The organism is Mariniradius sediminis, from assembly GCF_021491425.1.
GTDB lineage: Bacteria > Bacteroidota > Bacteroidia > Cytophagales > Cyclobacteriaceae > Mariniradius > Mariniradius saccharolyticus.
The window spans coordinates 82,835-107,474 of record NZ_JAKEVZ010000009.1; the positions used below are offsets into that span (position 1 = coordinate 82,835).

The window sequence follows — 24,640 nt, forward strand, 5'->3', positions numbered from 1 at the left end:
TGATCGTTATTGTGTTATTATTTCGGCTTCGGAAAAATTTTAATCCCTATAAAAAAAGGGGAATTACATTCCCCTTCCTCCTCTCATTCCTCCGGAACTCATGCCTCCGCCGCCCCTACTTCCGCCCATACTACCTCCTCCCATCGATCCGCCTCTACTAGGCGCACTGAAAGAGGGTGAAGTGCTTCTGCTTGGTGCGGACATTGATCCACCCCTTGAAGGTGAACCCATGCTTCCACCCCTTGAAGGAGAACTCATGGTACCACCTCTTGATGGTGAGGACATTGTTCCTCTGTTGTTGTATGAAGGGCTCGTTCCTCTGTTGGTTGGAACCGTACCTCTGTTGTTAAAGCTTGGTGCTGTGCCAGAACCACCTCTTGTGGCTCCGCTATTGTATGTAGAACCACCTCTAGTATTGTAAGTGGGTCTGGAGTTTTCAATGCCAGTTCTATTGGACGGCCTTGTGGCTGCTGCAGATCCTACATTTCTGCTACCGGTGGCAGCAGAGTTGGCTACCCTATTTCTTGTGCCTGTGTTGTAATAGTCGTTTTGGGATCTGCTGAAATCTCTTGTGGCTGCTCGGTTAGACGAACCAACGGTACGGTCTGAACCTGCGACTGCATCTCTCCTCGCGGCCCTGTTTGTAGAGGCAGAAGGATAATATGAACTGCCTCCTCTATTTCCACCGGGTGATGCAATTGACGAACCTGTTCCAGGTCTGCCACCCCTTACGACTTGGCGGCTTCCTTCACCGCCCCAGCCGGGAGTACCCCAGCCCCATCCGGGAGCGCCCCAACCCCAGCCAGGTGCTCCCCAGCCCCAGCCTGGAGCACCCCAACCCCAGCCGGGCATGCCCCACATTCCACCCATTCCCCAGCCCATGCCGACATTCCAGCCCCACATGGAGTTCCAACCGATACCCCAGCCAAAACCAGGTCTCATCATCCAAGGATTACCCCAACCCCAGAAAGGATCCCACATGCCCATGGGCATTCCCCACATTGGCATGCCCCAACCCATTCCAAATCCGAGGGAGACATTGAAGTTTGACCCGCCGTTCCAACCATTTGGGTTGACACTAGATCCATAAAAATTGTTATAAACGTTTACATTTGGTGTAGTCTCCTGTGCCTGAGTATCGTCAAAATACACGGTACCACTATCTTGGGTTTGGGACTGGGCCTGATATTTTGCGATATACTCTGGATTCACATTTCTTGCCGAAAAACTCTCTTGTTCGAACGTCGAAGGAGCGGCTTGGTTCAAAGACTGGAAGTTCTGAGGATTGTTATTTGCCACGGCAAACTCTGTTGCGACTTTGGCATCCGATGCCATGAAGTACATGTCATCCAACTCCCCACCATTCATCGCAGTTTTTGATGCGCTGCAAGAGGAAAGGATGAGCGCAGTACCCAAGCTGAGCGTTAATATTCCGTTGACTTTGTTCATTTGTTTGGTTTTTACTAATTCACCTTATATACGCTACTCTAACAAGAGGGTTATACTTTTTTGGATTATATTTGCCCCCCACAGTATCGAGCGAAGATAAATAGATTTTTGAATTCAAAAAAACACCATGAGCAAAGGATTGCCCAAACGAAGTGAAGATTATTCATTATGGTACAATGAGTTGGTGAAAAGAGCTGACCTTGCGGAGAACTCTCCTGTACGTGGCTGTATGGTCATCAAGCCATATGGTTATTCCATTTGGGAAAAGATGCAGGCGGAGTTGGATAGAATGTTTAAGGAAACCGGCCATACGAATGCCTATTTCCCCCTGTTCATTCCCAAATCCTACCTCTCCAAGGAAGCCAGTCACGTTGAAGGTTTTGCCAAGGAATGTGCAGTTGTAACCCACTACCGGCTGAAAAATTCAGACGATGGTCGAGGCGTAATCGTCGACCCTGAAGCCAAGTTGGAGGAAGAATTGATCGTACGTCCGACTTCCGAAACGGTTATCTGGAGTACATACAAAAACTGGATCCAATCCTACCGTGACCTCCCATTGCTTGTCAATCAATGGGCAAACGTCGTACGCTGGGAAATGAGGACCCGGTTGTTTCTCAGAACAGCTGAATTTCTCTGGCAGGAAGGACATACTGCTCATGCGAGCAAAGAGGAGGCGATTGAAGAAACCGTACAGATGATGAACGTCTACGCGACTTTCGCAGAAAACTTCATGGCGCTGCCCGTTGTAAGGGGCATAAAGTCAGCGAATGAGCGATTCGCCGGGGCAGAGGACACATATTGTATCGAAGCCTTGATGCAGGATGGAAAAGCCTTGCAGGCTGGCACTTCCCATTTCTTGGGGCAGAATTTCGCGAAAGCGTTTGACGTCAAGTTTGCTACCAAGGAAGGTGGATTGGAATATGTATGGGGCACATCTTGGGGAGCGAGTACCCGTCTGATGGGAGCGCTTATCATGGCCCATTCTGACGACAATGGGCTCGTATTGCCACCAAAACTTGCGCCGATCCAAGTTGTCATCGTCCCGATTTATAAAGGCGATGAGGAACTCGAAAGAATTTCTGTCAAGGCTAAAGAGATCATGGCTAGCTTGCGTGCCAAAGGCATATCTGTCCAATTCGACAATCGTGACACACACAAGCCTGGATGGAAATTTGCCGAGTATGAGCTGAAGGGCGTTCCTGTGAGAATCGCCATGGGTCCGAGGGACTTGGAAAACAACACCGTAGAAATAGCAAGAAGGGATACCTTGACCAAGGAATCGGTCAATTTGTCGGAAATATCGATAGACATGCACGTCAGCGATCTGTTGGATCAGATCCAAAGGAACATTTTCCAAAAGGCTTTCGAGTTTAGGGAAAATATGACGACCGAGGCGGATACTTGGCAGGAATTTGAAGATCTGTTGGAAAATAAGGGAGGCTTTGTTTCAGCCCATTGGGACGGAACTACCGAAACGGAGGAACGCATCAAGGAACTGACAAAGGCAACGATACGCTGTATTCCGATCGATCGAAAAGAGGAAAGTGGATCGTGTATCCTAACAGGAAAACCTTCTACTGGACGGGTCCTTTTTGCTAGGGCATATTAAGCCTCGAAGATCAACCACTGAAATAATCTGACCTCCAAGTGTTTTTTTAAGCTTGGAGGTTTTTTTCTTCTTGTCATCTAAGTGGATTTTGCAATTATTCCAAGCAAATCAATTCAAGCATCCGTTTTTCTAACTACTTTGGAGGAAAAAAAAATGACCTGGTTTATCCTTATATCACTACTCCTGATTGGGCTAATCTTGATTTTGGCCGAGATCATTTTTGTACCCGGTACGACAGTCGTAGGACTGATAGGCCTTATCGTAACGATTGCGGGAATCTACTACGCATTCATCAGCTTGGAATACACGACTGCATGGACGGTACTTGCCATGACAGCCTTGGTGAATTTAGGCGCATTGGTATACGGGTTCCGGTCGGGTGTATGGTCGCGTTTCGCTTTGAAGGAAGCTGTAACCTCCACTACTTTTGGGGATAGGCTAACAGGACTTGCCGTTGGCATGGAAGGGAAAGCAATCTCTGACATCAAGCCCATCGGCAAAGCCGATTTCTTGGATAAGGCTTATGAGGTAAAATCCAATTCAGGCTTTATCCCCGTAGGAACTAAGGTTATTATTACTAAATTGGAAAACAATACCATCATCGTTAAATCTTAATTTATGGAAGTAACTAATTCGGCGTTTATACTCTTTGCAGCCTTCGCCGGGCTGATTCTCCTTTTTGTTTTCCTCTATTTTGTCCCTGTCAATCTTTGGATCACAGCAATTTTCGCCAATGTAAAAGTCAGTATCGGCGAACTGATTGGAATGAGAATCCGAAAAGTGCCACCAAGCGTCATCGTCAATTCGCTGATCACAGCCACCAAAGCCGGTCTGCAATTGACCACGAATGACCTCGAGACCCACTACCTCGCTGGCGGCAATGTACCGAACGTGATCCGCGCGCTGATTTCGGCTGACAAAGCCAATATCAACCTGAGCTTCAAGCAGGCGACCGCGATTGATTTGGCTGGAAGGGACGTATTTGAAGCGGTTCAAATTTCGGTAAATCCAAAAGTCATCAATACGCCCAACGTGGCCGCTGTGGCTGCAGACGGTATCCAGTTGATTGCCAAAGCGAGGGTAACAGTCCGTGCCAATATCGCCCAATTGGTGGGTGGTGCCGGCGAGGATACCATTTTGGCAAGGGTTGGCGAAGGGATTGTGACCTCGATCGGTTCCTCACCCAACCACAAGAGCGTATTGGAAAACCCGGACAAGATCTCAAAACTGGTTTTGTCAAGGGGACTGGACGCAGGTACTGCCTTCGAAATCCTTTCCATCGACATCGCTGACATCGACGTGGGCACCAACATCGGTGCAAAGCTTCAAATCGACCAAGCCTCCGCGGACTTAAAGGTTGCAGAAGCCAAGGCGGAAGAAAGAAGGGCGATGGCAGTAGCTTTGGAACAAGAAATGAAAGCCAAAACCGTGGAAATGCGGGCCAAAGTAATCGAGGCGGAGGCTGATGTACCAAAAGCCCTGGCAGATGCATTCAGGTCAGGCAAACTGGGCGTCATGGATTATTACAAAATGGAAAATATCCAAGCCGACACATCCATGAGGTCCTCAATCGCAGGAGGCGAAAGCGGATCTTCCAGCGGTAGCAAGCCAAAGTAATCGAAACCACATCTTTATATGATAAAGGCCCCCGGTTTTGGAGGCCTTTTTCTTTGCTGGGTTTTTAAGGAAATCAGGTTCCTTTTCTCTTTTTTCCAACCGGTTGTTCAACGATTGGCGGCGCTGGAACTGCGAACTGGTAATCATCTTCAGCCAAAATCTGAGAAGCCCCAGTATCAAAAACTATGCTTTTGTAATAAACCGGCAGAACATATTCCCCTTGCTCGTTGAGAATCCCATATTTGTCACCGAGCCTCACCAAAATCCTGTCCAACTCTTCCCGCCGAAGTTCCTCGAATTTTGGTTCGACAATCTCCTTTCCGTCGGGCGCGACGAGGCCAAACTTCTTGTCCAACTCTGTGATGAAATAGTCGTCGGCAGAAAGAGAAATGCGTTCGTAGGCATTTGGCAATAAGCTATTGCCCTCCTTGTCAATCAGTTGGTGTCTTCCACCACGCTTTACGATGGCGATGCTTCTTTTAAAGTCAGATGCTGAATCAAACTGGGGGGAAATGACAACCAACCCAGCTCGATCAACAAAACCCCAAAGCCGCCCCGCTCTCACTGCTGCCATATCCTGAAAAAAGGGCCTCACTTCATCAAATTCAGGACTTATCACCCACTTTCCCTGGGTATCGACAAATCCGAATTTGCCACCTTTGGATGCCGGATACAATCCGTCCCTGCCAGGAAGAATTGATTCCACACCGACCACAGGCCTTACCTCCCAGCCTCTCGGCCCCAGCAAGCCAAGGCTTTTGTCCTTGAGCAACACGTTGTAATGCTGTTTTCCCAAGGAAGTCACCTTTTCCATTCCCACCTGGTCAAGGAGAATCCCTTCGTATTGCATGACGCGTCTGAGTTTGCCATGGATGTATTCCAGCATCATGTCGCCCTCCAGCGTGATTTTATGGTACGAAGTATAATTGATGTCGGCACGGATTTCCTTTGCCTCAATCAGCATGTACTGGCTGCCATCAAACGCATAAAAGTAGACGTCGTCCAAATGCACCATTTGATCGATGATAGGATCCAAAATATATTCCCCATCCCGATTGACCAGCCCATAGCCTGATGATTCCTTGACAAATAGAAAATCCCCGTTCGCCTCTTGGACCATTTCCTTGGCCCGCTCTGGCTCTGGAGAAAGCGGCAGAAAATATTCCGCACCTTTTTGGGCGATTACCTGGCCATTTCGGGCAAGCACCGCATCATCAAAGTTTCCCAAAAGGGAATTTTTCCTACTTGCATGTTCGTACAGCCAAAAAGCATTTCCCTTGCGGCTCAGGATTTTGGTAAACACAGTCTGGATTTGGTCATATTCGGCCGGTAAGACCTCTTCCCCGTATTCGTGAAAAACCCCTTTGCCGCTTGGCCCCTCCACAATCAGCCATGGCTGGTCATAGCGATATACCGAATTGGCTTTGAGGTCCAAAAATGGTTTGTAATCCTTGCTCAGCAGTTTCAGTTGCTGATTGGCTGTACTCACCCTGACGGACTCCCCTAGGATACTGATTTGGTCGTACTCAACCCTGGATTTCAGCTTCATGTGCTGGTCGTAGACCTCATAGGTTTGGGCTTTAGCAATCAAACCCGAAAAAAACAAAAAAAGGCACAGTACCGCCCGATAAGAACTCATTATCATAAAGGTGAACGAATAAGCGGGAAAATTAAGGCTTAATCTATGCAAGACAAAAAAAATTACGGCTACTTCTTGGACTGTTCTCTCTCCGTCTAGGTGCAGAATAGACCTTCGGCGGTGGCTGGGTGGATCCCCCCGAGTGTAGTATAGGCTTTCAGTGGGATGAAACTACACCCTATTATCAATCCATCCACGACAAATGTTGGGATGTAATTGGAATACAGTTCTTCAAAATACCATTGTGGAAAATAGTTTGAGATCAGGTGAATTACAAAAGAAATATGAAGGCGTGATTGCAAAATGCGACTTTAGCGCCTTCGCCATTCTACGACCAGATGGAGGCAGTTTGGCGTGCGGTCCATTCCCCATTACATCCTGTTCAAAAAAGGTAAAATCCTCTGGAGAAAAGGCGGCATCATGACCAAGCGGGACCTGCAACAGGGATTGAAAGGATTCATTGGATAGCCGAGATGGTCCTTTGGAGTTCTGGAAAAGGAATAGTACGCGATACTATTTTTGTTTGGCTTAAGCCGGAACCGTCTATCGCTACCCCTCAGGAATGGGCTAAAGCACCATTCCTATGAAGCGCTGATCCAGTCGATAATCCAAGGATTGCCTCCTGCTTTAGCTGGGAATTGCCTCCTGCTTTAGCTGGAGGCCTGAAATGCCAAATCTTCCATCGGGGCTTTAGCCAAAAGAACCCATTGCAAAAAAAAAACAATACATCAGAGCCAAAAGGGGCGATCGGGATACTCCTAGCACCTTCGCCATATTTCACCCAGACGGGGGAGCCAAACGAATCGGCACGACACAAGGTAAACATCCAAGTGAACGATCACTGTATGCTTCCTCTCCGGTATCGTAAAGGTAAAAATTTTCAGAAATTCTCTTGTTTCAAAATATAGTACCTACAACTAGTCCCCATTAAATTTCTTCTAAACCAAGAGCACTTTTTTCTATAATGAAATTCTCATTTCATCAACAAACTATCCAATGGTTCCGCATTAATTTCAGTGATTTTTTCAGGATCATTTTTTAAATCAAAAACTATTTTACCATTCAATTTTAAACTTGGAACTACCTGTTTCCTGAATTGATCTTCAATTTTAGAAGAATTATCTGCACTCATTCGAATTGCCATATCATAAAAAACTTCATTCAAATTAAATGTAATTGAAATATACTTTACCTTTTCTCCTTGTTGATAAAATTCATATGTGGAATAAAGATATCGAAATCCATCATTAACAAATTCATAAATAGAATAATCTACTAAATCCAGTTCATGATAAAAGAATCTCTCGTGAGTACCTGTTAAATAGTCATAGAACATTTGATCACCCTTAGTATTATGAAAAAAATTGATGGCAAAAAAATCATTCTGCATAGGAAGTTTGGCATATAAATAATAGTCGTCTTTTTTTTGGACAACCCAACTATTAATTATACAAACCTCTAATTTTCCAGCATCATTGAGGCAATTCAATTTTTCCTCATTTTTTTCAGAGCAAGAAAATAATAATAGAAAGAAAATCGAAAATAAAAGAAACCTATTTTTCATCTTTTTTCCCTGCTTCAACTGTTAAATTAAATTTAGATTGGGTAAAGTTCAAATCAAAAAGCAATTTTATTCCTGTAGTGTTTGTTTGTTTTCCATTAGAAGACTCTGATCTATTAAAACCACTCAACCCACCTTTTCCGATAGAAATTTCATAACTTTTATTTGAATTACCATTTGACAAATCTGCCGAAAAAGTAGAAGACGTTTCTATATCGACCATATTTGTACTTAATTTTGTATTTGTCTCGGTAACAGATTCAATAGTACTTTCTGTAGTAAAATTGAATAAACTAGTATTTTTGGATACTAAATCACCACTTGAACCTTGAACAGGTGTCAAAAAATCTGCAAAATTACTGGAAACAGATGCAGTATTTTTCACATCTACTGATGTAGTAGAATTCACCTCCATCAAACCTAAGTTAACTTTTACAGTTGAAACTACTTGTTTGTATGTTGTTGAAATAGACAAGTATGTTTGATCAATTGCCTTTCCAAAATCAACAGCAGCTCGTCTAAATGTCTCAGTAACATTGTTAAGACCATAACTAGGATGAATTGGATATGCCTCAAGTCCCTCCAACTCAATATGGGAGGTCACTTTATTCTCACTAAAGGCATATGTACTGTTGTGTACAAATTCTTCAGCAAGTGGATCAACATTAAAGAATCTCCCGATTTCAGGCTGGTGGTTCCTCCATTTGAACGAGCTCCAATTCAGCCCGTGGTCATCAATACTTTCCTGTCCCTGGAATAGCCATTTATTCACTTTGATACCACCATACTGATAACCCAAGCCCGAAAGTTCCAGACCCCAGGGATCATAGTGTGTCTCCTGCACGATCAGGGGCGGGGTGCTTTCGATCCGGAAGTTATCGAACCAGACATCTTCATTGGTTTCATTTACAAGGAACGTCTCCGCATGACCTGACTTTTGAATATACAGCTTTTCCCGCAGCTCTTCATGCTTGTTTTCGGATCTTTTGGAGAGGAGGATCTTTCCTTTCTCATAGAGGTTGCTATCCGCATCATATAGCGCATAGCCCATATAGGCCTCGGGCTCAGGCTCGGACTTCAGGTCAGAGGCGAGAATCTCCGCAAGGTTATAGAGCAGCAGGGGGCTTATCCCGCCTGTCAGGGCCATACTGCCATAGTCGGATGGGATTGGAAGGCCAGAGCCACTTGGCAGCAGGGAACTCGCCCTGGCCCGCTTAGTCTTCCGCTCGTACTTCGCATGCACCGAAAGATCGAGGCTGTCACCTTCATATACTTCGAAACCCGTACTCGGCCCAAGTTCCCGGCCACGGGCAGCGTTCAGCCAAGCGACTTCGCTGCCGCCCTCGGTGATGTTGTGCCGGGGCTCGGTTTGCCTGGACTCACGGATCTGGGAAAACTCGGATTCTTCAGTCTCGCCGTTATGCTGTTCCATCGTGGCAAGCCTGAGGTTGGTAAGGTCAGAGGGGCGCAAGACCTGACGGACATTGCCCAAGTGGTCCTTGACGAAAAATTCATAAACGGGAACGCCGGCTGATTCGATTGCGATCCGTCCCTCCTCATGCAGGATATAATCAAGCGCGCCGTTAACATATACGTGGTCACCGACATAGTCCGTCGTCGTGGAGAGCGTCTGATTGGTATAGACCCGCTGCCGCAGCTTCCTGCCACCCGCGTCGTAGTCGTATTCTATCCTCCCGATGGTACCCGTGAAGGTAATGACCTTGGGCAGGTTCAGGTGGTTGTAGCTGATGGAAGCGATGTTCTTGTCTGCATTTGCGGTCTGGTTACCGTTGTTGTCATAGGCGTAATTACCACCACTTCTGGACTTGAAGTCCTTGGAGGTGTAGCCAGTTGATGTAAGGGCATCATTTACGCGATTAAGCTTGTTCGAATAGTCCCCAAGGGTGGTGTTTGTCGGGTAGGCGTAGGTAAGTTGGTCAATATCTCCGTAGGTGGTTGCCGTGCGTTGCCCCCCGCGCGTCATGGCTTTGATATTGCCGTTGGCATCGTAGCTGATTCCACTGAGGTTATAGCGGTTGTTTTCTGCCGAAAGAGTCGGTACGGAATAGGTGGCTGTGGTTATTCGGCTTGCTTTGTCGTACACGTAGGCGTAGCGACGCTCAATACCGTTTCGGTCCCACCAGTCCATACGGTTGATGTTGCCGTTCCACTGGGGGTTCGTTCCCGTATTGTAGTGCAGCACCTCTTTGAACAGGCCTGTGGTTGGACTCCCGATATTGGTCAGCCATCCACGAATATTGTAGGTATAAGTGTTTTCCGCCATCGGGAATTTCTTGCCGATCAGTTCCCCAAGGTCGTTGTAGGAATGTACTGCCAAGTTCACAGGAGTCCCGGAATTGAGCTTGTGGCTGATGTGGCGGAGCGGCCCCGCAGCATGGTAGGTATAGCCCCTTAGGACTTGGGAGGAAGACATCCCTGTAAGCGCGACATGGGTTTCGATGGGGCGGTTTTCAAAGTCATATTTGGTGGATGAACGGGAAAGGCCCCCGACATGGTTCTCTGCTATTTCCTGGATGACGCGGCCATGTTTGTCATAATACAACACCTGCGTCATGAAAATCGAAGAACCCAGATCTTTCACCTTTTTCCCAGTCATCAATCCATGGGTTTGGTCACTTTTATCATGATATCCAGTCAGGCCCGCCGGTGCTTCATAAGCAAACCCTGATAAAAGCTGGTAGTTGTCATAATAGGTAACCGTCAAAATCCCACCTGAGCGTAGTCTTATCCCAGTACCTCTGAAGTCCAATTGGGCGCTGGGTGGAATTTGCAATTCCACCCTATTATCAACACCAATTTGTAATTGGAAATCAAGACCAAACACCACGGCGGAATATAGTTTGAGAACAGGTGAATTACAAATTCAAAAAAATATGAAGGCGTAATTGCAAATTACGCCTAGCGCCTACGCCATATTTCACCCAGACGGGGTGACAGTGGCCCCGTGCCGATCCTGTGGCTCGTCTGGATGAGCTGGGAGCTAAGCGCCTTAGCCATACTACGACTAGACGGGGTTCGTTTACAAGCTCAACCGAAGATACCTCGGAAAAAAGCTATTCGACCGATTGGTAGTTCCGGCGGTTTCATCCCTACGTGCAGTGATGCTGATACACATATTTTTAATTATCTAGGGGTTTTTCTTGACAATGTAGTAACCCCCTGCTGGTCTCTTCTTCGTCTCTCCATTTTCTTCATCGGATACTGCATATAATTTATCGTCCACTTGCCAAACTAAATTATGTTTATTCTCCTCATACCACACTCTTACCCGTTTCTGGAATTCTAATCTATTTTTAAAGTCACTCACATAGCCCCAATAAATGCCATAAGCTTTTTCCATAAGCAAACTTTTGTCAGTTTCTATTAAATTTATCGTTGGAAAATCTCTAATAATTTCCTCTATAGCTCTAACACATATATCGCCAATAGTATATACTCCGCCAAAGTTAGGGACAGAAGCATTGGTTTTTGTTGTATCATTTATCCTATCAATAAGATAGGGTAAAATATCAATTTTCCCCTTTGTAATATTCCAAAAAAGACTGTCTCCTGACAATTCAGGCTGATAGGGCATGGTATTTATCTTTATTAGATTGTTTATTTGGGATTCGTATACGTTTCTTTGTCCAGTACAATTAATACAAGACATAAGACACATTGTAATAAAAATACAAAATTTCATACTTAGCAATATTATCTGGGTTTATAGGTTGTTTGAATAACTCGTTGGCTTCCACGGTCTGCCGAACGAATCATTGTTCCATCGTATTTGATTGCACCGCCGCTTTGTTTAAACTCTGCGCCACCACCACCATTAAAAGCATTAACCGTAGAAGAACCCCCCAAATGGTTGGCCATGTATTGAGCATGATTTGCTCCAGATGTTATTGCAGCGGTATTTGCTCCGCCTAAATTACATCCCCATAAATTCACAGTTGCATTTGTGGAAAAATTATTGGCATCAATCCTTGCGACTTCATTATTCCCATCTGGATTTTGCTGAGATGCGAATGCCGATACAAGTCGATAATCAGCATCACCCGGCCCAGTTTCTGTAGGTGCCCCACTTTCTGGGCCTCCTAGATTAATGGAGTTATTTGTACCATGCGAATACACATCAAGCTGTTTTATAACTCCTGATGAATATTCTGTATTTAAAGCATTAATATATTCATCTTCTGTTGCTGCATACACGACAACAACCTCATCACCATCTTGCAGATTTTTTCTAAGTCCTTCTGCCCTAGCTTCAGCATTTTTCTTGAATCCATTTCCTACATCGTTGCTCTGTCCTTGCATTTTTGGATTAAGGTGCCCTGAACCATAAACAACAAGATAGGTACTATCTCCATTTACGTCAATATACTTGATGGGATTATTTGCACCGTATTGAAACGGCGTCAGTGCAGCATACTTTTCAGAAAAACGATCGACTCGATTAAACCTGCCAATTGAAGGGTCATACATTCTTTGGCCATAGTCGAACAAGTTCAACCCGAGATGGTCGTTGAACTCCTTCCCGTTATACAGGTACTTATTCACCTTCAGCCCGCCCTGCTGGTAGCCGAGGCCCTGGAGTTCCACGCCCCAAGGGTCATAGTGGGTCTCCTGCACGATGACAGCGCCGGTACTAAGTATCCTGAACTGATCGAACCATACGTCCTCTTCGGATTCATTGACTACATAAGCCTCGATGTATCCGTCCTTAGGGACGAATATACGGGTTTTCAGTTCTTCGTGGCGGTTGCGGGCTTTTTTTGACAGCACGATCCGGCCTTGGTCATACATATTGCTGTCGGCGTCATACAAGGCATAGCCCAAGTATGCCTCCGGTGCGGGCTTCTGCTGTAGGCCCGTAATCAGAAGGTGCAGCGCCTTGAAGAGGAGGAATTGGTTGATGCCGCCCCCCCCTGAGTGTAGAATAGACGTTCGGTGGTGGACTGGGTGGAATTTGCAATTCCACCCTTCTATAAAACCAATTTGCAATTGGAAACCAGCCAAAACTACCAATAATCTACTTCAATCAAACCCTTTAGTCCTGAATAGTTTCTGGCGCTGGAATAAAGGTATTCTTCGGCGTTTTCGACCCAGCCCGCCCTCACGGGGTTTTCATGGATATAGTTCATCCTACTCTCAATCATCTCCGATCTGAATAATTCAATCGCATGATTTTCATGGGTCCAAAACTGCATCTCTCCCGATCTTTTGTTTGAACTAGCATGATACGAAAAAATCATTTTGAGCCATTCCTTTCTGCTCTCATGTGGATTCTCCATAATCGTGGCCAATAACTTCTTGCTTGTAAACTTTTTGAAATCCCGCACCCAATCCGAAAGCTTTCCATCCTTTTGCTGAACTACCAGATGAACATGATTGCTCATAATCACATAACCATACAAGTACAAACCCTTTTCCAACCGGCAATAGGAAAGGTTTTCCAAAATCAAATCCCGATATACTTTTCTGGTAAAAACATCTGCCCAACCCACAACCTGAAAAGTGAGAAAATAAGGCATTTCTTGGTCGCTTATCCGATATGCTTCACCCATAACTAAAACTAATATCAAAAAATCGAATTACAAATTCGTTTTGATAGAAAGGCAGGGCAATGCGTCTAGAAATCATCCTGTGGATGATTTTAGCATTGAGCCGGAAAGCAGGGCTGGCAAATTACGCCTAGCGCCTACCCCATATTTCACCCAGACGGGGTAAACTAAGCCTACTTAACGGTCTGTTCAAGACCGAAAAAATAATCAAGCGTCTTTTTTGACTGGATCCTTTTCCAAATCAAACAAATCCGAAAGGATGTCTATCATCTTATCCGCATCATCCCGTTGGCAGGCAGCTTTCAACTGTACCACAGGAACTTTGAGGATTTTTTGCATCATGCTTTTGGTGATCTTATCGATCATGGCAACCTGTTGCTCGTCGGCGTTTTTCAGAAAACGCTCCATCTCTTCGAGGCGGATTTGCTCCAGTGCATTTTTGAGTTTGTTGATCGTCGGCGAAACCATCATTTCCTTTTTCCAATTGAAAAAGTCCTGTATGCTTTCATCGATGATTTTCTCCACCATTGGAATCGCTGCTAGCCTTTTTTCCAACGTTGCAGTCGCTTTGCTGCGGATATTGTCCACGTTGTAAAGCAACACACCCGGTACTTCTTCTATCGTCGTCTCTATACTTCTAGGAACGGAAAGGTCTACAAACAATTTGTAGGAAGGAATGTCCCAAGATTTTACCAATTCCTTGGTAATGAAAGGCTCTGACTTCATGATCGACGAAACGACCACATCTGCATCCTTCATCGCCTCGACACACCTTTCGAACGGTATCACCTCAAAACCAAGCTCATCCGCCAATTCTTTTGCCTTTTCGAAAGTCCTATTTGTAATGGTCACTTTGGCATCCGGGATATGCACCATGTTTTTGGCCACATCTTCGCCGATTTCACCTACGCCGATGAGAAGCACCCGAGGTTGATAGGTATTGGAAGTGATCCCTTCAATCAATTCGACTGCGGCATAGGAAACGGAGGCTGCACCGTCCCTGAACGCCGTTTCCTGCACTACGCGTTTGTTGGTATAAAAGATCGTATGCATTAGGCGATGCAGGAACGGACCAGCCAAATCCAAATCTGCCGAGGCCTGATAGGCCCTTTTCACCTGGTTGGCAATCTGTAAATCCCCGACGACCTGAGCCTCCAAACCTATTGAAACCCGGAACAAATGTTGGATGGCTTCAATATCTTGATTGAAAATCTCAAAGTATTCGATATAATCGACCACACTAGTCAGTCCCTTTTCCAGGCCAATCAACTTGATGATTTCGGTACTGAGATCAAGCTCGTGTGAGTAATAAACTTCTGTACGGTTACAGGTCGAAAGAATAAGCACGTCCGTCATGCTGAAAAAATCCTTCATCTTGACCAAAAGCGCATGGATAGACCCTTCATCCAAAGAAATCACCTCCCGGATCTGGACGGGTGCATTCTTGTAAGACAAACTGATGGCTCTAAACTTGTTTTGCATGTCGGGCATTATTCGGGAACAAATTTAACGCAGATAAAGCTTCGAATGAAACCTTCCATCAAGGTGGTGGTAATTTATATTCGATCTAAATAGCTGTGATTTTTGATTTGAACAAAGGTGAGTCACAAAGCAAGGTCAAATTGGATAATAATACCAATTGTATTAATTTATCACCGATAGATATCGACAATATTTCTAAATTTGATTTAATCCGATCAGAATATATGTTCAAGAGAATCCAATTTTTTCTCAGATCGACTTTTGGGTTTTCCAACCGGGAATCCCGCGGATTCATGTTGGTGCTGCCCGCCTTACTTTTGCTCTACCTGATTCCAGTCGGGTATCAGAAAATACTGGATCGGAATAACGAAGAACGATACCAAGCCTATCTTTTGAAAGCCGACAGCCTCGTAAAAGCGGGTTGGAAGCCCTACCAAGCGACCTACACGTCAGATCACAATGCTACTACCAGCACAGACAGCACAAAAAGAAGACCTGCCTATCAAGCTCCCAAAAAACCGGGTTTAAATAAGTTGTCATTTGCGGAGGCGGATTCGATTGTCCTGCAAATTGTCCCCGGAATCGGCCCGACGATGGCGGGCAGGATCGTAAAGTTCAGGGAAAACATCGGGGGTTTGCATCAAAAAGAGCAAATCCTCGAAGTCTATGGCATGACGCCCGAAATGATGGAAAAGCTTTTTGACCAATTCGAATTTGAACCGGGTATTTTCAAAAAAGTGAAGATCAACGAATGGGACGCAAACACGCTCGCTAACCATCCTTACATCAGCTACGGAGAAGCCAAGGTCATTGTCGCCTACCGGACCCAACACGGCAAATATGAAATACCCGAAGACCTTCTCGGCATAAAGATTTTTACCAAAGAATGGGTGGACCGGTTGAGCCCATACCTGGAGTTCTGAGGTTTTCGACCCTATACATGTTTGTCCATCAGCTCGAAAGCCTAGATCATTCTTGTGTTGGAAGCTTGCAGCAAAATGGAATTCATTCATTCGACTTGCCACCAGAAACAGTCCAAAATAATTGACCTAATGAAAATAAAATTTGGGGTAGGTGGCGAAAAGCGAACATATTTGCGGGATGACTTCACGCAATTACTCCTTTTTGGAGATTCCTTTGGACTTTCCAAAATTTGATTTCAGCATTCAGGAAGACGAAGGGAAATTAACTATTTTCGACGCACTACGAAAACGGTTTTTGATACTGACGCCGGAGGAATGGGTGAGGCAGCATATGATTGCCTATCTGACAAAATATCAAGGGTTTCCGAAAAGCCTTTTTGCACTTGAAAAAGGACTTCGCTACAATCAGCTCCAAAAACGCTTCGACATCCTGGTGTTGGACCGCAATGGCCGGCCTTTTCTGCTGTTGGAATGCAAAGCTCCTGAAGTCCAACTCAGCCACAAAACCTTGGAACAAATTGCCACCTATAATACAAAAATCGGAGCACCTTTTCTCGGGATCACAAATGGTCGACAACACCTGTTTTTTGGCTTGGACAAGGAATCTGCAAATTTTACCCAACTGAGTACTGTTCCCCAAATTCATACCTAAAAATGTGACAATTGTCATACAATGTATTATCTTTAAGCCATAGGTTTATCCAAGAAAATTTGCCAAACTGATCATGAAAGTTCTTGAAAAAAGCACTCCTTGCGAGCTATGCATGAGTCGAAAATTCTCACTTTTTGCCAATCTTTCCGAACCTCACCTCTGCCATCTTTCGGATCATAAGAATTTCATTACCCACAAGAAGGGTCAGATATTATACTACGAAGGCACCAAACCACTTGGTGTTTTTTGTATCAATGACGGTGTGGTGAAAGTATTCAAAACTGCATCCAATGGCAAAGAACAAATCATCCGTTTGGCTAAGAAAGGCGATTTTCTGGGCTACACTTCGCTGCTTGGGGAAGAGGCTTACAGCAATTCAGCAACAATCATAGAGGACGCCAAAATCTGCTTTGTACCCAAAGAATCATTCTTGAAGGTTTTGGCCGAAGACACGGAATTTCACCGAAGGGTGACAAAGGCCCTTTGCCACGATTTAGGTATCATGGAGGACAAGCTGACGGATGCAACCCAAAAGTCAATTCGCGAGCGTTTGGCATTTACGCTTTTAAAACTGAGTGAGACTTATGGTATTGATGGTGAAGCAGGAGAAAAGATTGACATCGTGTTGACCCGAGAGGAAATCGCCGGGCTCGTGGGGACAGCGACTGAGACAGTGATTCGCTTGCTGTCAGAATTCAAAAAAGATGATCTTATCGATTTCCAAGGGAAAAAAATTATAGTGCAGGACAAAAAAGCTTTGGCAAGGTTGTCGGATTTCTACGGTTGAGAATTCAAAAAATAAAATATCAGGAGGCTGTCAGGAAATTCTTGCCAGCCTTTATTTTTTTCGATTTCTTTATTGAATCGGAAAGTAAAAATGGAAAAGTACAGGACAGGAATCATCGGATGCGGCAAAGTAGCCCAACTCCACGCCAAAGCCCTACTTGGTGCGCACCGGTCTGATTTTACGGCCGTATACAGCAGAAGCCTCGCAAAGGCAAAGGGTTTTGGCGAGGCTTACGGAGTCAAAGGTTATGACTCGATCACAGAAATGGTCCAAAAGGAAAAATTGGATTTGGTGATGGTCTGTACACCGCATCCCAACCACAAAGATCCAACCTTGGAAGCGCTCGCCGCCGGGGCAAATGTAATTGTAGAAAAACCTTTGGCATCCAGCCTCGCTGACTGTGACGCGATGATTGCAGCTGCCAAAAAATATGGCAAAAAACTCGGCGTCATCAGCCAACGCAGGTTTTACGAGCCGGTACAGCGGCTGCGAAAAGCCATAGATGCCGGCAAAATCGGAAAGCCCATCCTTGGAACGGTCTCCATGTTGAGCTGGCGGGATGAAAAGTACTATGCTTCAGATCCATGGCGGGGGACTTGGCAGCACGAAGGCGGCGGCGTTTTGGTCAACCAAGCCCCGCACCAATTGGACCTGCTGTGCTGGCTGATGGGCGACATCGCGGAGGTATATGGCACTTGGGCCAACCTCAACCATCCCTACATCGAAGTGGAGGACACGGCCCTTGCGATCGTCAAATTCAAAAGCGGTGCCTTGGGAAACATCATTCTCAGCAATTCCCAAAAACCCGGGATCCATGGCAAAGTGCATATCCATGGTAGCAATGGCGCCTCTGTCGGAGTCGAACCCGAAAGCGGGGCGATGTTCATTGCTGGAGTATCAGGCATTTCCAAGCCACCCTTCAACGACCTTTGGACTATACCTGGCGAAGAAAACCTCCCCCAAGAATGGCTGGCGGCTGACAAGAGACAATTTGAAAAAATCGATGCGACCTACCATTATATCCAAAAGCAGATAGAGGACTTTTTGGAAGCTTTGGAAGCCGGAAGAGAACCGCTGGTGACCGGAGAGGATGGGAGGAAAGTGGTGGAGCTATTTACCGCAATCTATCGCAGTAAGGAACGAAATGCGCCAGTCAGCTTTCCAGTCCTTTTATAAGGAAACATGGGTTGAATCAAATTGCAAAAATGGATTCTACTCCGTGGAATACCCGAATCGGTCACTCCAGTCCCTTCAATCTAAACCCATCAAGCTCCTCTTCCCCGGGCTTTTAGCTCAATATCCGTCAAATCCTTGATCTTGATGGGCTGTCCGCTGTCAATACTTTTTCGCGCAGCAATACCCACGAGGATCGACATGGCCCCATCCCTTGTCCCGGCCGATTGCCGGTAAGGATCGGCCATGGTGGGGTCTTTGAAGAGTTTGTCCTTCAAGCGTGTGTCACCACCACCGTGCCCTCCACCGCCGTGGGGGATAACAATGATTTCGGAATCACCAAAATTCTTCGTGAGCCTCAGGTCATCCTGTGGCGGCTCGTCCCAGGGTTGGCTTTCCTTGATCCATGCTTCCAGTCGGCCTTTGGTACCGTTGAATGCGATGCGGTAGCCCTCGTAGGGGGAATAGGTCGTCAGGGAATAGGATACTTGCACTCCATTCATGTAGCGGATTTGTACCGCCATCTTGTCAAAAATATCGATCTCCTCCCGAAACACACAACCGTCCCGCAAATAGCCGTCGTGCTGTTCATTTTGGACATAAAGTGCCATCAGGTGGCTATTTTTGGTAATGTCCCAGTGAAAATCACAATTGGATTTGTGGGGACAAGTCCTACAGTGGGTATAGCGAAAGGGTCCGTTTTTTCCATAGAATTCCAATTTGCCATAGGCAAACACTTCCTCAGGATCGGAATCCAGCCACCAATTGAGCAAGTCGAAGTGGTGCGTGGACTTGTGGACGAGGAGCGTACCTCCCTTTTCCCGCAGCCCGTGCCAGCGTCGGAAATAGTCAGCACCGTGCGAAGTATCCAAATACCAATGAAAATCCACTGAAGTCACGGTACCGATTTCTCCCGAATGGAGGATTTCATAGATGCGCTGACGGTGCGGGGAATAGCGGTAGTTAAAAGTTACAATTACCTTTTTCCCGGACTTCCTTTCTGCATCCAGGATAGCCTGACACTTGACCTCATCGGTGGTCATGGGTTTTTCGGTGATCACATTGGCGCCAAATTCCAGCGCCTTGATAATGAACAGATGGTGTGTGGCATCCACCGTCGTGACGATAACGATATCCGGCTTTTGGGACCGCAGCATGGCATCGAAATCCGTAAAAGTCGGGCATTCCACACCGATATATTTCTTCCCAACCTCCAGACGCCCAGGGTTGATATCGCAGAGGCCGACAAATTCGATCTGCTCGCCATAGGCCCGCTGCACGTCTCTGCCAAACATGGATACTCCCCTTACGCCCAAACCGACCAAGGCGATTTTCATCTTTGCGGCGGGATTCCCGTGAAGCTGTATGGCCTCCGCGATTCCACTCAAAAAAACCGTACCTGCCGTGAGGGCGGAAGCTTTTTGGATAAACTCTCGTCTTGATTTGCCTTTTTGGGATTGGGTATTCATAGGGTTATCGTATTTTGACTTTCCTAAAATAGAAAAAAAGGCCAAATGTGCCGCACCTTGAATGGTGAATTCGACCCGCACTCAGCATAAATCGAAATTCAACAACGATACCTCATGTACTTAAACATCAAATTATTGGAAGTTAGATTTACATCGGGTTCCCGGTCCAGCCTTTTTCCTTGATTTTTATTCAACCACAAAAGAGATCAAAAGAAAACAAAAGGTCTTTTGGGGATCAAATCTTTTGATAACTCTTGTATCTTTTGTGGTTTGAAAAATGTGGTACCATTAAATCTATGGGTGCAAAAAACATGACTTTTATCAGCCGTGCCACTTTTGGTCATCATAAAAATCCGGATTCCAATGCCCCAACTTTGAGGGAAATTCGCGTCCTATGTCAATCTCCCCCGCCCAACTGATCCAAAAATATAATGTCCCCGCGCCGCGCTACACTTCGTATCCCACGGTGCCGCTTTGGGCCAACGACTTGGAAGAAAAACATTGGAAACTCCTTGTCAAAAAAGCCTACTCCGACTTTGGGGATCAGGAAGGCATCACGCTGTACATCCACCTGCCCTATTGCGAAAGCCTGTGTACCTACTGCGGCTGCAACAAGCGCATTACCAAAAATCATACGGTAGAGATCCCCTATATTCAGGCTGTGTTGGCAGAATGGAGGCATTATTTGGCAGCACTCGGAACGAAACCCAATTTGGCTGGAATCCACCTTGGCGGCGGTACACCGACTTTTTTTTCACCGGAATCGCTCCATGAGCTGATTTCCGAAATCCAGGATTCGGCCAACATCATGCCCGATGCCGAGTTCAGCTTCGAGGGTCATCCCAACAACACTACGCGGATGCACTTGCAGACGCTCTTCGATCTTGGTTTCCGAAGGGTCAGCTACGGCATACAGGATTTTGACCCACAGGTGCAAAAAGCCATCCACCGTATCCAGCCATTTTCCAAGGTGAAGGAAGCCACCGATATAGCCCGCGAGATTGGCTATACCTCGGTCAATTTTGACCTGATTTATGGACTTCCCTTTCAGACATTGGCGACGATTGAGCAAACATTTAAGGAAGTGGCGGGACTCAAACCCGACCGGATCGCCTTCTACAGCTATGCACATTTGCCTTCGGCCTTCCCGGCACAAAAGAGCTTCGAGGCATTTCTCCCCAAGGAATCCAAAAAAAGGGAACTCTATGAAAGGGGAAAGGAAATCCTGACCGAAATGGGCTACCTCGAAATCGGTATGGACCATTTTTCCCTGTCTGATGATCCATTGTACTTGGCAAAGGAAAACAAGACCCTGCACCGCAACTTCATGGGCTACACGACTTCGCCTTCCAAAATCCTTCTCGGCTTGGGTAATAGCGCCATCTCGGATGTGTATTACGGCTATGCCCAAAACGCCAAGGAAATCGATCCTTACAAAGCGCAAATCCAGTCAGGCCACTTTGCCATCGTGAAGGGGCATGTGATGACGCAGACCGATATCGATACCCGCAATCTGATTTTAAAACTGATCTGCCAGCAGGAAGCCACTTGGAACCTCTGCTTCTATTCCAACCTTGGGAAAAAGAACTGGGAAAAACTGCGGGAGTTTCAGGATGAAGGCCTCATCACCTTTGACACGATGGGCATCCGCATTGGTGCAGCGGGACTTCCCTTCGTCCGGAATATCTGTATGGTCTTTGACAAAAGGCTTCAGGAAAAAGAAGAAAAACAGTTTAGTTTCAGTAAAGCAATTTGAGATTTAATGATCTCATACCTCCCATCTCAAATCTAAAAATTCACTCACACACTTCAATCCCCTCCTTCGGTCCCTCTTGACCGAAGGCCTGAAGGTCGGGACTCAGGATATGTCCGCCGAGACCCATACCCCGCACGATAAACAATATCCCGATCAGCATAGCCATGTAAGGAAGGGCTTTGGTGAATTTTTGTCGCATCGTCAGCGGCAGCAACTTGCCTGAAATCATCACTCCAATCAACATCGGAATAGTGCCCAAACCAAAAGAAAACATGTAAATCGCTCCATCTAGCGGACTTTGCAAAGCAAGGGAAGCGATCAGCGCGATATAGACCATGCCGCAAGGCAGAAAGCCATTCAGAATACCTGACATGAAAAAAGCAAAGGAACCTCCCCTTTTGAGAAAATGGGAAAGGGAACTTTTTAACCTGTACACCGCCCCAAAAAATCCTGATCCTGTGATGATGCTTTCTGACTTTTTGTAGAAAAATGCCATCAACAGTATAAAAATCCCCATCCCGATAGAAATCCCCTGTTGGAAGCCTACGAGTGAAAGTGAGTATCCCAACATACCTACAACAGCCCCCAACAAAGAATAAGTGAGCGTTCGGCCGAGATTGTAGATGATCTTGTTTTGGAGAAAAGGTGCGGCATCCTTGGCCGAAATGGCCATGGCAATCGGGCCACACATGCCGAGGCAGTGAAAGGAGCCCAGAAAACCTAAAGCGACAGCGGTCCAGATCATAAATGAGAGTTAAGATTCAAGACACAAGACATAAGAAAACGGCTAGATAGTGATCTTCTTTTCCTCGTAATAGTCCACGCCGTTTTCGGACCAGGAGAGTTTGAGGCGCCAATAGCCCGGCTTGAGATCGGCGACGTTGACAGATTGGGCAGCAGGATCGGTAATCTCAAAATCGATCTTCTGATCCAAGCGCGCGTCGGATGGCCTGAAGAGGTGCAGGACTCCCTTAGCCCCCACGGGCAAATTCAAGTCAACTTTCTTAAGTTGACCGTCGAAAGCCAGAACCTCCCTGCCCAGGGCAACCGTATTGGCGACCTTGTCGATTTGCTCTTGGTATTTGATTTCCTCTTCGTAGTAGTTTTGCGATACCAAGTGGATATCGTCCTGCTTCACGCAGATGGCCACCATGCTGATCATGATCGCGGCAAACGCCACCAAAGTCAATGTGATTCCTTTTCCCCAGTCCATGTTTTTGTGATTAGTTGATTGGTTAATGGTTTATGGTTATTGAGTTACTGAGTTATTGAGTTATTTGTTAATAGTCGATAGACCATAGACCATAGATTGATCCTTGTCTTAGTTATTGGTTACTGGTTATTGTGTTATTTGTTAATAGTTAATAGTTAATAGTCGATAGACCATAGACCATAGATTGATCCTTGTCTTGCTTCTTGTGTCTTGTGTCTTGTGTCTCATTTCTCGCTCCTCTCATCTCGCTTCTCACCTCACTGGCCCTACAAAACTCGTCTTGATCTTGTCGATGACTTCCCCGTTTTGGGTCAGTAGCAAGGTCACGTCCTCCTGATTTTTACGGATTTCATCCGGTTGTTTGACCAGGAAAAACCTGCCTTCAAACTTTGCCTGACCTTCCAAGGTCCAGTTCTGGTCGCCTACGATTTCCACTTTGTAGCTCCCGTCCTCTGTCACCAGGTTGACTTGCTGTGGATCAAAGGTTTTGTTGATGAAAGTCACCTCGTACAGGTTGCTGATGGCACCTGTGTCTCGCGTCTGATAGGTCATCCCCCTAAACCGGGTAACTGTGGCCGCCAAATCCTGCCTGGTCAAAAGCAGTGACACGAACGCCACGACTAGTAACACCAAAAGAAAACTGTACAACTTGACCCTAGGGGTAAGGAGCTTTTGGGTACCGTTGAGGATACTGTTGTCGGAAGCGTACCTAATTAATCCCTTTGGTCGGTCCACTTTGACCATTACTTCGTCGCATACATCGATACAGGCGGTGCAATTGACGCATTCCATCTGTACACCGTTTCGGATATCGATCCCTGTCGGACATACTTGCACGCAAAGGCCGCAATCCACACAGTCACCCTTGGGCTTTTCCTCAATCTTGTTTTTGCGGATAGGACCCCGAGGTTCCCCGCGGACATGGTCATAGGTGACGTTGATCGAGTTTGCATCAAGCAATACGCCCTGAAGCCTTCCGTAAGGGCAGACCACAATGCAAGCCTGCTCACGAAACCAAGAGAATACAAAGAGAAATATGCCCGTAAACGCCATCAGCCCGATAAATCCAGCCATATGCTCACTGGGTGGCTGACTGACAATGGTTTTTACTTGATCGATACCGATCAAATATGCCATCACGGTATGGGAAATGACAAGGGAAATGAGGACGAAAATGGTCATTTTCAGACCTTTTTTCCAGATTTTCTCGGTGTTCCAGGGCATTTCATCGAGCTTTCGCTGCTGGTTTGCATCGCCTTCTATAAGGTATTCGATTTTGCGGAAGACCATTTCCATAAACAGGGTCTGCGGACAGGCCCAACCACAAAATACCCGACCGAAGACAGCCGTGAAGAGAATCACAAACACGAAGAAAATGAGCAGCAAGAAAATCAGGATATGGGTATCCTGCGGCCAAAATGCCGCCCCAAAGATGATGAATTTCCGCTCGAAGATGTTGAAAAGCATGTACGGCCTTCCATCCACCCGGATAAATGGTCCGGCAAACAAAATCGCCAAAAGAACCCAAGAAAGGTAAGTTCTCCACTTGTAGAACTTACCCGATACTTTTTTTGGATAAATCCAATTACGCTTACCGTCTGACCGGACCGTCCCAAGTGAGTCTCTGAAATTCTCTGGGTCCAAGTTGGGGTTTACTTTGCTCATGGCGGATTTTTTTACGCTACTCTAAATCTCTTCAAAAGAAATAATACCGGAAGTGACCGCTGTCACTCCCGGTATCTT

Annotated in this window: 20 protein-coding genes and 1 pseudogene; 9 read left to right on the plus strand and 12 right to left on the minus strand. The window is 46.1% G+C overall.

The genetic code is table 11. The annotated features are described in order from the left end of the window. Nucleotides 1–63: 63 nt before the first annotated feature. Nucleotides 64–1,449: a hypothetical protein gene (locus tag L0U89_RS12670; RefSeq protein WP_234861862.1), complete on the minus strand. Its 1,386-nt coding sequence runs from the start codon at nt 1,447–1,449 to the stop codon at nt 64–66. 127 nt (nt 1,450–1,576) lie between these two features. Between L0U89_RS12670 and proS the strand changes: the two genes are divergently transcribed. From proS to floA, 3 genes are all read left to right on the plus strand, one after another. Further along, on the plus strand, nt 1,577–3,058 hold the full coding sequence (proS, locus tag L0U89_RS12675) for a proline--tRNA ligase (RefSeq protein ID WP_234861863.1): 1,482 nt from the start codon (nt 1,577–1,579) through the stop codon (nt 3,056–3,058). Nucleotides 3,059–3,211: 153 nt separating this feature from the next. Beyond that, on the plus strand, nt 3,212–3,673 hold the full coding sequence (locus tag L0U89_RS12680; RefSeq protein ID WP_008623515.1) for an NfeD family protein: 462 nt from the start codon (nt 3,212–3,214) through the stop codon (nt 3,671–3,673). Nucleotides 3,674–3,676: 3 nt separating this feature from the next. Then, the gene (floA, locus tag L0U89_RS12685) at nt 3,677–4,675 is read left to right on the plus strand and encodes a flotillin-like protein FloA (RefSeq protein WP_234861864.1); all 999 of its coding nucleotides are present in this window, start codon (nt 3,677–3,679) and stop codon (nt 4,673–4,675) included. Between the two features lie 73 nt (nt 4,676–4,748). Here floA and L0U89_RS12690 read toward each other — a convergent pair whose 3' ends face one another. Beyond that, the gene (locus L0U89_RS12690) at nt 4,749–6,314 is read right to left on the minus strand and encodes a WG repeat-containing protein (RefSeq protein ID WP_234861865.1); all 1,566 of its coding nucleotides are present in this window, start codon (nt 6,312–6,314) and stop codon (nt 4,749–4,751) included. A gap of 345 nt (nt 6,315–6,659) precedes the next feature. Between L0U89_RS12690 and L0U89_RS12695 the strand changes: the two are divergent. Continuing rightward, nucleotides 6,660–6,782 (plus strand): annotated as a pseudogene (locus L0U89_RS12695) (thioredoxin family protein); the annotation flags it as partial. A 505-nt stretch (nt 6,783–7,287) separates the two neighbouring features. On the opposite strand, the gene L0U89_RS12700 reads toward L0U89_RS12695, so the two are convergent. The 6 genes from L0U89_RS12700 to hemA form a co-directional block, all read right to left on the minus strand. Then, complete coding sequence (locus tag L0U89_RS12700) at nt 7,288–7,878, minus strand: hypothetical protein (RefSeq protein WP_234861866.1); 591 nt, start codon at nt 7,876–7,878, stop codon at nt 7,288–7,290. Then, nucleotides 7,868–10,669: an RHS repeat domain-containing protein gene (locus L0U89_RS12705; RefSeq protein ID WP_234861867.1), complete on the minus strand. Its 2,802-nt coding sequence runs from the start codon at nt 10,667–10,669 to the stop codon at nt 7,868–7,870. The genes L0U89_RS12700 and L0U89_RS12705 overlap by 11 nt, the downstream gene beginning before the upstream one ends. A gap of 354 nt (nt 10,670–11,023) precedes the next feature. Further along, complete coding sequence (locus L0U89_RS12710) at nt 11,024–11,470, minus strand: hypothetical protein (protein WP_234861868.1); 447 nt, start codon at nt 11,468–11,470, stop codon at nt 11,024–11,026. Nucleotides 11,471–11,589: 119 nt separating this feature from the next. Continuing rightward, entirely contained in the window at nt 11,590–12,897 is a 1,308-nt protein-coding gene (locus L0U89_RS12715; protein ID WP_234861869.1) for an RHS repeat-associated core domain-containing protein, read from the minus strand. A gap of 2 nt (nt 12,898–12,899) precedes the next feature. Beyond that, nucleotides 12,900–13,445 (minus strand): REP-associated tyrosine transposase, encoded by a 546-nt coding sequence (locus L0U89_RS12720; RefSeq protein ID WP_234861870.1) that lies wholly within the window; start codon nt 13,443–13,445, stop codon nt 12,900–12,902. 204 nt (nt 13,446–13,649) lie between these two features. Further along, nucleotides 13,650–14,924: a glutamyl-tRNA reductase gene (gene hemA / locus L0U89_RS12725; protein ID WP_234861871.1), complete on the minus strand. Its 1,275-nt coding sequence runs from the start codon at nt 14,922–14,924 to the stop codon at nt 13,650–13,652. Between the two features lie 224 nt (nt 14,925–15,148). Here hemA and L0U89_RS12730 point away from each other — a divergent pair, with 224 nt between their 5' ends. From L0U89_RS12730 to L0U89_RS12745, 4 genes are all read left to right on the plus strand, one after another. Continuing rightward, complete coding sequence (locus L0U89_RS12730; protein WP_234861872.1) at nt 15,149–15,847, plus strand: ComEA family DNA-binding protein; 699 nt, start codon at nt 15,149–15,151, stop codon at nt 15,845–15,847. Between the two features lie 178 nt (nt 15,848–16,025). Further along, on the plus strand, nt 16,026–16,499 hold the full coding sequence (locus tag L0U89_RS12735) for a type I restriction enzyme HsdR N-terminal domain-containing protein (protein WP_234861873.1): 474 nt from the start codon (nt 16,026–16,028) through the stop codon (nt 16,497–16,499). 73 nt (nt 16,500–16,572) lie between these two features. Further along, nucleotides 16,573–17,286, plus strand: coding sequence for a Crp/Fnr family transcriptional regulator (locus tag L0U89_RS12740; RefSeq protein ID WP_008623798.1), 714 nt, complete (start codon nt 16,573–16,575; stop codon nt 17,284–17,286). Nucleotides 17,287–17,376: 90 nt separating this feature from the next. Next, nucleotides 17,377–18,462 carry a Gfo/Idh/MocA family protein gene (locus tag L0U89_RS12745; protein ID WP_234861874.1) on the plus strand — a complete coding sequence of 362 codons (1,086 nt, stop codon included), beginning with the start codon at nt 17,377–17,379 and terminating at the stop codon, nt 18,460–18,462. An 89-nt stretch (nt 18,463–18,551) separates the two neighbouring features. On the opposite strand, the gene L0U89_RS12750 is transcribed toward L0U89_RS12745, so the two are convergent. Next, nucleotides 18,552–19,928, minus strand: a complete 1,377-nt coding sequence (locus L0U89_RS12750; RefSeq protein WP_234861875.1) for a Gfo/Idh/MocA family protein — start codon at nt 19,926–19,928, stop codon at nt 18,552–18,554. Nucleotides 19,929–20,322: 394 nt separating this feature from the next. Here L0U89_RS12750 and hemN point away from each other — a divergent pair, with 394 nt between their 5' ends. Further along, nucleotides 20,323–21,684 carry an oxygen-independent coproporphyrinogen III oxidase gene (hemN, locus tag L0U89_RS12755; RefSeq protein ID WP_234861876.1) on the plus strand — a complete coding sequence of 454 codons (1,362 nt, stop codon included), beginning with the start codon at nt 20,323–20,325 and terminating at the stop codon, nt 21,682–21,684. Nucleotides 21,685–21,724: 40 nt separating this feature from the next. On the opposite strand, the gene L0U89_RS12760 is transcribed toward hemN, so the two are convergent. The 3 genes from L0U89_RS12760 to ccoG form a co-directional block, all read right to left on the minus strand. Beyond that, on the minus strand, nt 21,725–22,429 hold the full coding sequence (locus tag L0U89_RS12760) for a sulfite exporter TauE/SafE family protein (RefSeq protein WP_234861877.1): 705 nt from the start codon (nt 22,427–22,429) through the stop codon (nt 21,725–21,727). Between the two features lie 42 nt (nt 22,430–22,471). Continuing rightward, nucleotides 22,472–22,897, minus strand: coding sequence for a FixH family protein (locus L0U89_RS12765; protein WP_234861878.1), 426 nt, complete (start codon nt 22,895–22,897; stop codon nt 22,472–22,474). 252 nt (nt 22,898–23,149) lie between these two features. After that, a complete protein-coding gene (gene ccoG, locus L0U89_RS12770) occupies nt 23,150–24,562 on the minus strand; it encodes a cytochrome c oxidase accessory protein CcoG (RefSeq protein WP_234861879.1) in 1,413 nt (470 codons plus the stop codon). Nucleotides 24,563–24,640: the final 78 nt, after the last annotated feature.